General features: G+C 32.8%; 4 protein-coding genes. 1 reads left to right on the plus strand and 3 read right to left on the minus strand.

Annotated elements, in window-relative coordinates; translation table 11 throughout:
- Positions 1-345: 345 nt before the first annotated feature.
- Positions 346-720, minus strand: coding sequence for a desulfoferrodoxin (locus tag G9F70_RS21420; protein ID WP_164944064.1), 375 nt, complete (start codon positions 718-720; stop codon positions 346-348).
- 278 nt (positions 721-998) lie between these two features.
- Between G9F70_RS21420 and G9F70_RS21425 the strand changes: the two genes are divergently transcribed.
- A complete protein-coding gene (locus G9F70_RS21425; RefSeq protein WP_187352961.1) occupies positions 999-1205 on the plus strand; it encodes a hypothetical protein in 207 nt (68 codons plus the stop codon).
- A 155-nt stretch (positions 1206-1360) separates the two neighbouring features.
- Here the strand turns inward: G9F70_RS21425 and G9F70_RS21430 are convergent, their stop codons facing one another.
- Both G9F70_RS21430 and G9F70_RS21435 read right to left on the minus strand, forming a co-directional pair.
- A complete protein-coding gene (locus G9F70_RS21430; RefSeq protein WP_164944063.1) occupies positions 1361-9991 on the minus strand; it encodes a GH36-type glycosyl hydrolase domain-containing protein in 8631 nt (2876 codons plus the stop codon).
- A gap of 154 nt (positions 9992-10145) precedes the next feature.
- Positions 10146-11447, minus strand: coding sequence for a M18 family aminopeptidase (locus tag G9F70_RS21435; RefSeq protein WP_164944062.1), 1302 nt, complete (start codon positions 11445-11447; stop codon positions 10146-10148).
- Positions 11448-11542 lie beyond the last annotated feature (95 nt).

The raw sequence follows: 11542 nt of genomic DNA on the forward strand, positions 1-11542 counted from the left end.
TCCCTTGAATGAAAAAAAGCCCTATGGATAAATCCATAGGGCGCATATACACGGTACCACCTAATACTTAGAAGCTATATTAGAGCTTCTACTCAAACAGATACACTACGATATCCTACCTTTATAACGTAAGGCTTACGTCAAGGAATACTGCAATTCATCCCCAAGTCTTAGAGACCCATTCAATTTAAACATAATTATCGCAATCACACTATCTACGACTCTCTGAAAATCTGTTTTTAAATTTACTTACTTCTCATCAAAGACTATAACATTATAAAATTTAAAATGTCTTTAAATTATATTATTCCTATTTGCTTAAATTGTCAATAGAATTTTTAAGTATTATGCTTTCCAAAGACCATGTAAGTTGCAGTATTCGCGTACAAATAACACTTCTTCATCTAATTTAAATTCTGCTACTGGTTTTTTACCTGGTTTTAAATATTTTCTGTACACTTTATTTTCTGTATGCACTTCGATAAATTCAATATGATGTTCCTCTGTCATTGGATGCTCTACTGCTCCAACCGTGACTCTAATTCCGCCTTCTATTTTTTCTACTACTGGAACATGTTTTTCAACTGCTGCATCCTGAGTATTTTCTCCTTTAAGTGTCATAGGTTTTCCGCAACAGACTAAAGTTCCTCCAGCATTGTGGACCACCTCAACTATATTACCACATATTTCACATTTGTAAATTTGTCTTAATTCAGTCATTATTATTCCTCCTTTAAATTTAGAACACTATAAGTCTAATTGTGATTTTATCAATCTATAATAGTTATTTATTGATAACAACTATAACTATATATATTCTACATTTTATTTAATTCTCCTCTATTAAATTGTGAATTTTTAGTTATTTATATATTTTTTCCGAAATAACTTTATTATATTCATTTAGAGCCACCAGTGTTGATTTAACTAATATTACCTTCATTTTTTCACTCTTATTTGGAACACTATATAATATAAATATAAAAGGAGGTATGAATATGAGCAAAAACGAAATGAAACTGTATGCGCCTCACCAAAGGGATTTTTATGAAATAGAACCCAGAGACATTAGATCTTATTCAGAAAAAGATTCTACTATGCTACCAGACCCAGTAACTGACCCTATAGTTGCTATGAATATATCTAATGTAGAATTTGACTATACCTATAATGGTGGACAAGAAATTTTAGATATAGAAGAATAACTTTCCATAAGACATATTTAATCATCTCCTGCGGAGCTGTAATTAATGACTTCAAAATGAGATTTATACTCCTACTTATAGAAGTAGGAGGTTTCCTTCTGAAATGTCATTAAATCATAAAAACGGATAACTTCTTTTTAGAAGTTATCCGTTTTTTAAATTATAACCTCTACTTTATGCACTCCATCAATAAATGGAATTAGCGCATCTTCACATAAATTGCCATCAAGCCAAATACCTTTATCTCCCTCCCGTTTAATCTGGATTTCATACTCAAATTTATCTTTTTTATAAATAATCTCATAGTGTGACCATTCCTCTGGCACACAGGGTTCAATGGTAAATCCTTTTCCCTCTTTTAGTTTAAAACCTAAAATAGCTTCTATTCCCGTTGTATACATCCACCCTGAAGTTCCAGTATACCAACTCCACCCTCCTCGCCCTATATGAGGTTCTTTTCCATAAACATCTGCAGTCATTACGTAAGGCTCCGTTTTATATCTTTCACACTGGAGCAATGTTTTTGTATGATTAATAGGGTTTATCATATTATACAACTTAGTTGCTTTATTACCATTGTGGAGTTTGGCAAAGGCAAGAATTACCCAAGTTGCAGCATGCGTATATTGACCTCCATTTTCTCTAACTCCAGGTACATAACCTTTGATATAACCAGGTTCTAAATTAGATTTGTTAAAAGGTGGAGTTAACAATAAAATCATTCCATTATCTTCTTTTATTAAATAGTGTTCTAAGGACTTCATAGCCATCCCTGCTCTGTCGCTATTTGCAGCTCCAGATATAACTGCCCAGGATTGAGATAGAGAATCAATCTTACACTCTTCATTTTCAGATGAGCCAAGAGCCGTGCCATCATCGAAATATGCTCTCCTATACCAATTGCCATCCCATGCATTATCCTCTAGATTTATCCTTATATATTCTTGCATCTCCTTATATCGCTGTAGTCTGACCTCATCCTTTTTATACTTGCAAGCCCCAGCGAACTCCTCTAATATATTATATAAAAACCACCCTAGCCATACACTTTCACCGCTTCCTTTGTTGCCTACGGTACTCATTCCATCATTCCAATCTCCACTGCCCATTAATGGAATATTATGAGGACCAAATTTAAGAGCTTTGTCTATTGCTTTAGTGCAGTGTTCATATATGCTACCTGTAAAATCTGCCTTTCCTGAAATGTTATATCTTTCATCTTCCCCAACCGCTAGTGGCGTATCCATTAGGTACTGTGCATTTTCCTCAAGAATATCAAAATCACCTGTATTTTTTATATATTCCATAGTTACAAAAGGTAACCATAATAAGTCATCAGAGAATCTTGTTCTTATTCCACTATCTACAACTGGATGCCACCAATGTTGCACATCACCCTCAACAAATTGTCTTGAGGCACTAAGTAGAATTTGTTTTTTTGTCATACTAGGTTCAAGCAAGCTTACAGGCATAACATCCTGAAGCTGATCTCTAAAGCCATAGGCTCCACCGGATTGATAAAATGCAGTTCTTGCCCAAAGTCTACATACTATAGTTTGGTACATTAGCCATCCATTAAGCATTAAATCCATACTCTTATCTGGAGTCTTAACCTGCAATGTATGAAGTAATTTATTCCAATAATCCTTCACCTTTTGCAATTCAGTATCAACCCTTTCAAAATCCTCAAATTCCACAATATCATTAGAAATACTATCTAGATCATCATCTTCACCTATCATAGCTACGAGTTCAATCTCCATATTAGGCTCCAGATAAATTTTAGAAGTAACTGCTAAGCAGGGGTCTATTCCAGCTCCTACCCTGTTTGAAAGTCCTACTCTCTTTAATGCATCTGGGCTTTCTACGCTTCCTCCTCTACCTAGAAACTCACCTCTGTCCCCAGTAAAGCTTTGATTCTCCCCACCAACTAATTTTAAGAAAGCATTTAGTTTACCAAAATTCTGACTATAAGTATTTGTAGCATATATATATTTGTTTTCCTCATTGAAATAAGTAACAATATGCTGAGCAGTATGCTCCCTTGCAACCCCCATTACAATCTCCGCATAATAGGTTATACTTAACTCTCGAGCTATATCGCTATTATTCACAAGTTTTATTTTACATAGCTTAAGGTTATGTGACATAGGCACAAACATGATTACTTCACCCATAATTCCATAAACCTCATGTTTAAAATTTGAATATCCAAAGCCATGCTGGATTAAATATTCTCCACCATCTCTTATAGGTTTGGGTGTAATGGACCACACATTTCCAAAAGTATCATCTCGCAAATATATAGCTTCTGAGGGTTCATCACTTACCCAATCATTTGACCAAGTAGTAATTTTATTCTCGCGACTATTACCATGCCAAGTATAAGCTGCTCCACATTCTGACACATGAAATCCAAAATTGCCATTGGAAATTACATTTATCCAAGGTGCTGGTGTATTATTAAAATCTTTAAGTAGAATGGTGTAATTTTCATTTTCTACATCAAAGCCTCCTAAGTCATTAAAATACTCTAATGGTTTAATATCGAACTTGTGAGTTTTAAAAGTAAATTTATTTTCTGTTTTTTTCAAAAATGGTTGTTTTTCTATTTTCTCATAGTTATTCCTAATTTGAGATACTAACATCCCCTTGGATGAATCTATAACTATTCTAGCTATAGCTATAAAAAGATCTATATCCTCCTCCCTTATAGTTGCCTTATTAAGTATAAATAGTCCCCCTGGTTTATTTTCTTTATCTCTTAAGTGACTACTACCTACCAAATTTTTAATATCAGCTTGTAGTGGTTGATCATATGAGGTTTTTTGAAGATTTATTATTACCAAATCAACTTTTAGTCCTTTAAGGCTTAAGTATTCATGGGCATTTACAAGTTGACGAGCTAAGTCTCTATCTTTGCTCTCCCTTGCTATAAGTAACATTATAGGTAAATCTCCTGAAATACCATATCCCCAAAGAGTAGATTGACCCGTCTTTACCTTTTTTATAAATTCTCCTCTTTCTTTAAAAGTAGAATTTAAAAACAAAATTTTAGAAGCCATTACTTGGTATAAGTTTGCTTGGGTAGATTTTATACCTAAATATTTCATATCTACCTGAGTTTGACTCCACGCTAAATCAAATACCCTATCTACATTGTGAAGTTCACTATATTTTTTAGCTAGACTTATTACTTCCGCTTTACTATTAGCTATTGATGTAGTGAAGGCTATAATACAGGTTTCGCCAGGTTTTATCTTAACCCTCCTTCTTAAACTTATTATAGGATCCAGTACCGCCCCCACAGTATTAGTTAAAAGTGAATCTCGTTTCATTGTTCTTGGATGTATTATGTTTTCACCACGGCCTATGAAATTCTCTCTGCTAGTTTCATATTGAACAGTTCCTATGGTAGTTCCATAAACTGCAATAGTTTGCATAAGCCAAGGTTGCAATGTACCTTTAGCTCTAGGTCTTCTCGTTGCCAGGATACAGCTAGGATTATCTATATACTCTGTTTTTACAAATAGATTACCAAAGGCTGGATGCACTATATCCGCATCATAATGAGCCAGCGTTACTTCTAAATAACTAGTTATTTCTAAACTTTTACTCTTTGTACCATGATTTGTAATGGATAATCTTCTTACTTCTGAATCATCTTCTGTAGACACCGTAATTTCCATGCGAGTAGTAATATTGTTATCACCCCTCGTAAATTCTGCTTTGTCTAAGGCGAAGGTTACTTCATAGCTATCCCCTTCACTTTTACAAGGTTCATAAGCCGCGCTGAAGTATTCATTTTTATCCACATCTTTGATATACACAAACATGCCTGTATTATCTTTAGTAACATCTTCTTTCCATCTATAAATCATAGTTCTATTCCTTGAAGCGTACCCCGCCCCACTATTAGAAATCATTAAGGAATAACTTCCATTTGAAATTAAATGTGTTTCTGGCGATTCTGTGTTTGCTGTAGTATATTTTCTAACTATAATCTTTTGTTTTCCCATAGTAGTTCCCGATACATTAAATTTATATTCCCTATCATACACTACTCTTTTAGAAATTTTTTCTTGAAGTAATAGTTCTGTAGCTTTCACCTTTGGCAAGCTATGAAATCTTTTTTGGAGAATATTGTTTAATAATACATTGTCTATTGCCATTAAGCTCATTCCTTCATGGTGAATCATAAAACACTTAATAATAGCTTTAGATTCCTCACTAGGTATTCTATTTTTGGTATAATCTGCAGCTTCATAAAAGCCATAAGTTCCCTCCAAGCCTTCACTAGCAAGTTTACGAAGATTATCATAAGACCCTCTGAAATCAGTTTGCAATGCCATCACCGTAGAATATGGAGAAATAACCAATTCATTTGCTAATCCTCGCTTTAAGCCTACTCCAGGTATTCCGAATGCCTTATATTGATAATTTAAATTTACATCAAAATTGTAAAATGCAGATTCAGAGATTCCAAAAGGCACCTCTTTTTCATTACAATATTTCTTTTGTGCCTGAATTACAGCTTTGTAGGTTTCGTCTAGCATTGTACCCTTGTAATTTTTCATTATAAGTAAGGGCATCAAGTATTCAAACATAGTTCCACTCCAAGAAACGAGTCCCTTACTTTTGCCCATGAGAGTCATAGATCTACCAAGCACAAACCAATGTTTTTTAGGAACATCTCCTTTTGCTATGGCTACAAAGCTAGCCTGCCTTGATTCAGATGCTAATAAATCATAATAGCTCTTACCCAAATTATCATTCTCTACGTCATATCCAATACTAAATAATTCCCGTTCTTTGTCGTATACCATTTTAAAATCTGTAGCTTCCGCCATAGAGTTTAGTCTTTGTTTCAAGTTCTCAATGCTACTAATAATCATTTGAAATTTTTCTTTTGCGTTTTGTAAAGATATTTTTAATTTTTTTAAATATTCATCATTTTGGGGCTTACTATTTAACATATTTAATATTTTACTTATTTTTTTTGGAATAGCATTTAAAGCTGTTCTTTCTAATAAGCTGCTTAAAGAATTACTAATATCTAAATCAATGTTTTCTTCCAAAGTAATATTAAACCAAGGGAAAAATTCATTTATTTCCTCTAAAAACCCTTCCACATCACCTTTAAGCTTTTTATTCCAATATAATTCATTTTTGCATCCATTTTTATCCATTTCTTTAGCCTTACTATATAAGTCTACAAGCATAGTTTGCCAGGATTTAAAATCAATTACATCATTATTTAAGTTTCCTATTAGGACCTGATATAATTCTTTTATTCCCATAGCCTCTTCTATTTCGTCACTAGCAAGCCTCATGGTGTCTTGCAACCCTCTAACCTGCATCTGGTTAAATACTGGAACACTTAAATAATCCTCAAGGGCCTGTGAAACTACCCACAAGTATCCAACTAAATTCCCGCTATCCACAGTGGATACATATCTTGGATAAAGTGGTGTTTTATTTTTAGTATCATACCAATTATAAAAATGACCTTTGTAAGTAGCCATGTCTTCCATTGAAGTCATACTCTTTCCTATCCTACTTACAGTGTCTATAATTCCTATATATCCTAAATCATAGGCAACTATATTTGAGGTCAATCCCATACCTAAATCCGTTGGAGAAGTTCTATGTGCTACTCCATTAGGTGGATCTTGCTGGTAATTATCAGGTCCAAGCCAATTATTTTCGTCATTAATAAAATCTTCAAAATAAGCCCAAGTTTTTCTACTTATTTTCCTTAAGAAAATCACTTCTTGTTCATTCATTTCAAGGGTTTCTAAACCTCTATCGCGACTTATAAAATAGGCAACTAAAGGGCTTAAAAGCCATAGGGCGCAGGAAGGTATACTAAGAATTCCAATATTTTCTCCACTATTAAATGCTAGAAATAAAATCAACAATGAAATTGCACTACCCATCCACATAAAAGCTATAAAATTTTTAAATCTTTTTCCTAGTTTCACCTCCACGTCTGCTGCTGTCTGCCACTCTAATAAATTTTTCTTGCTAATAATCAATCTATATAAGGTTCTAATTATGGCATCTAGCATAAGGTATGCTTGAAAAGGTATAAAGCAAAAAATCAAAAATACCTGTTCTATAGCCATCTTACTATTTTGAATTTTACCTGATAAACTTATACCTACAGCCGGAGATACTACAGCTTCTGTTACATCAAAAAGTATAGGGGCTATTATCGCAACAAAGGCTGTAATAAACCATTTATCCGTACCATCAGGCAATATTCCACTTAAAGTAAGTATAAGGAGTATTGTAATGGTTGGAGCTAATAAACTTCTTCTTAGGTTATCTAATATTTTCCATTTAGACATTTTGTTTAAAGGTGAAGAACTTTTAAGCCAAGGTAATAATTGCCAATCTCCTCTAGTCCACCTATGGAGTCTCATACAACTTGAATTGTAATAAGCTGGGTATCCATCTATAAACTCCACATCCGTAACTAAGGCAGTCCTAACATATGCCCCCTCTAATAAGTCGTGGCTTAAAACTGTATTTTCAGGTATCTCATCTTTTAACATATAATTAAAAACATCTACATCATAAATTCCTTTTCCAGTAAAAATTCCTTCTCCAAATAAATCCTGATATACATCAGATACAGCAGTAGTATACAAATCTATGCCTGTTTCACCAGAGAATATCTTTGAAAATAGGGTTTTATGTGCACTAAGAATTGATACTCCTATTCTTGGTTGCATAAGCCCATATCCTCTACTCACAGTTTTTTTACTATGATTTATAACAGCATTATTTAGGGGATGAGCCATGGCACCTATTAATTTTTTAGCAGAGTCCCTTGGGAGCTTTGTATCTGCATCTAAGGTAATAACATATTTAACCGTTCTCAGTATTTGTGCATTGTTACTTATTACATTGTAACTGGTATTTTCACTCCCTCGAAGAAACTCATTAAACTCCATAAGCTTTCCACGTTTTCTTTCCCAACCTATCCACTTATCTTCACTTTTATTGTACTGTCTTACTCTGTTTAAGAAGAAGAATATTTCCTTCCCATTAGTACAATACTTTTTATTTAGTAATTCTATGGCTAGAAGCCCTTGGCTCACTACTGCTTTATCTCCTTCTTCCTCCCTTGTAGCACTATCCTTAAAATCTCCAAGTAAAGCAAAATATAAATTGTTTTGTGAATTGGCTAAATAGTATATTTCTAAGTCAGCTATTAACTCTTCTACCCTAGAAAGATTATTGAGTAAGGTTGGAATTACAACCACTGTACTAAATTTCTCTGGTATTACTTCTTTAAACTCCATTTTAGGAATAAAAGATGGAGAAATTAAAATACTTACACTCCAATTGAAAATCGATATTGCTATTTCGCTACAAGGCACTAATATCACAATTATAGCTACAACATATCTCCATAATACTTTATCATTATCATATAATAGACTAAACACAATAAATAGAGATATTATTAACATTGTGAACACAATAATAGTACCTATATATAAATTTTCTCTATTGTTTTTTGTGATATTTGTAAACCAGCCTATACCTGTATTCTTGTATCCTATTTTTTCCTTCAATTCTTGGATTCCTTCATCTACCAAATAATACCCAACATGCTGTTTATAAATATTACTTTCTGATGCTTCATTTTCCTTGCAACATTCAATAATTTTTTTTGCTATATAGGATTCTGGAAGCTTTGTATGTTTGTATATCTTTTCTATTTCATGCCTATAATTATCTCTTGACTTAAAATCCATTTCTCCGTAAATACAAGCTGGATCATCCCTCAATATACACTCTACAGAACTTAATTTTTCAAAATGATTTTTCCAATTTAAACCTTCAATAACTCTTATACTATTAATAGAATTACCCATAGATATTTCAAAATTAGCTTCCATTTGATGCTCTAGGGATATGATTTTTTCTGAGCTTGTTTCAAGCGCTCCAAGTTTTTCATCTATATAATCATAAACCTCTTTAGAATCAATGCCATTATCCCTGAGTAGTTTCAATAATCTTTCCGTAAAATGAGAATTAAATGTGTGCTTTTCACTATTTAATAGTGATAGTACAGTGTCAACCTTACCTTCATTGAAACTATTAATTAACCGCTCTGCAACAAGTTCTGCTTGCTTTTTATCCTGCTCTGCATTAACAATTTTCTCAGTTATTTTACTAATATTTTGTATTAATGCTATTCTAAGCATTATAGGAATAGCCCATAGTTCACCGGTGGTTAGTAAAGTGTTCTTTTGGTAAGCCCTAATAAAGTTTACAATAACACTTTCATCAATTCTACCATCAGTGTGGGATACCATTTCAATAGCAATATGATATACCCTTGGATACCCCTTTATAACTCCTTTATATATAACTGGCAGGTCATTATAATATGTTTTTGGCATATTATGTTTTATACTTTTATACTCTTTTTCTACCAAATAAAGATTATCCAAAAGCCATTCTGCTGCAGGTACTACTTCTCTTTTACTTTTTCCTTCCTTATATATGTCTTCGTAGCCTTTTAAAATTTTTTCATAGCTTCTATCTAAATTACTAATAAGCTTTTTCTTGCAATTAGTATTCTTGATATCAGAGTAATGGTGTGCTATTTCAGAGGCATGTTTTTCTAAATCCTCTCTATTAACATTTATGGTTGGAATATCTTTTAGTAAATTTTCTTCTTGATAATAATTTATATTTTTCCTTACCACTAAGTAAATTAAACCACTTATTACGACTATTGCCCCTAATGTAAGATAAAGCACTATAACCACCCTTTCAACGCTTTTTGTTAATTATGTTTATGAAGATTTAGGACTAACTCAAATTATTATCTCCAACTAACCCTTTAATTATTAGTAAAAATAAGAAAAAGAACTCACAATAAAATCATTGTGAGTTCTTTTTCTTATTTTTATACTAAATTTCATAAAATTGTTGGAAGGATTTTGTAACATAAGTATGGTCCATTACTCCGCCTAATTCTCTTATGGAATGCATAGCTAGGGTTGGACTTCCCATATCCACTGAGCGTATATTTAAATGAGTTGAAGATATTGGTCCTATAGTTGAACCTCCACGGGCATCAGAACGATTAACAAATTTTTGTACTGGTACTCCTGCTTTTTCGCAAATTAATTCATAAACAGCATCAGAGTTACTATCAGTGGTATAACTTTGACTAGCACTAATTTTTATAACAGGGCCTTTATTCATATAAAGCTTATTTGTTGGATCGTTCTTTTCAGGACTGTTAGGATGAACAGCATGTGCATTGTCTGCAGATATTATAAAAGATTTAGAAATAGCTCTTAAAAAATCCTCTCTATTTTTACCCTGCGATATTGTAATGCGTTCTAAAATATCAACTAACATATTAGAGTCAGCTCCCTGCTTAGTTGAGCTTCCTACTTCTTCATTATCAAAGCAAACCATTACATTTGTTGCCTCTACAGCTTGCACTCTGGTCAATGCTCTTATTCCTGCATGTACCATAGCTAAATCATCTAATCTTGAACTAGAAATAAATTCATTATTTAAACCTATAATTGCTCCCTTTTCATATTCATAAAGAAATAAATCAAAATCTATAATTTGTTTAATGTCTACAGATAGTTCACTTGCAATGGCACTTATAAGGTAATTCTTCTTTTCTAATTCGGTGCTCACCATTGATAACAGTGGCAGCGTATCCTTTTGTTTATTTAGTTCAATTCCAGTATTTATATCTCTATTCATATGAATAGCTAGATTAGGTATTATCATTATAGGCTTATTAATATTTACTAGCCTAGTCTCTGGGTATAAAATATTATCACTTCTTAAAGTTACCCGTCCTGCTACGGCTAGCGGCCTATCCATCCAAGTATTGAGTATTGGTCCGCCATAAACCTCAGTATTTAATTTTACATATGTATTATCAACTACCATTTCTGGTGATGGCTTAATTCTAAAGCTAGGTGAATCTGTATGAGCTCCAATAATTTTAAATCCATTTTCTTCAATTTCTCCCTTTCCAACTACAAATGCAGTTAGTGCAGAGTCATTTTTCGTAACAAAATATTTCCCACCTTTTTCAAGGTTCCACTTTTCTTCTTGTTTAATTTCCACAAAGCCTTCTTTAGACAAATCTTCTTTAACCTTTGCTACAGCATGAAAAGCTGTTGGACTATCATAAATATAATCAATAAGATTTTGGGCAAATTCTAATTCACTATTCATATATATCCCTCCAATGCATATTGTGGCACATAAGCACTTTGCTTATCCCCTTTCACTATTATAACAAAATTTTTGGTAATATTTCTATAAATTCT

The organism is Clostridium sp. FP1, from assembly GCF_011065975.2.
In the GTDB taxonomy this organism is placed as follows: Bacteria; Bacillota; Clostridia; order Clostridiales; family Clostridiaceae; genus Clostridium_AD; species Clostridium_AD tagluense.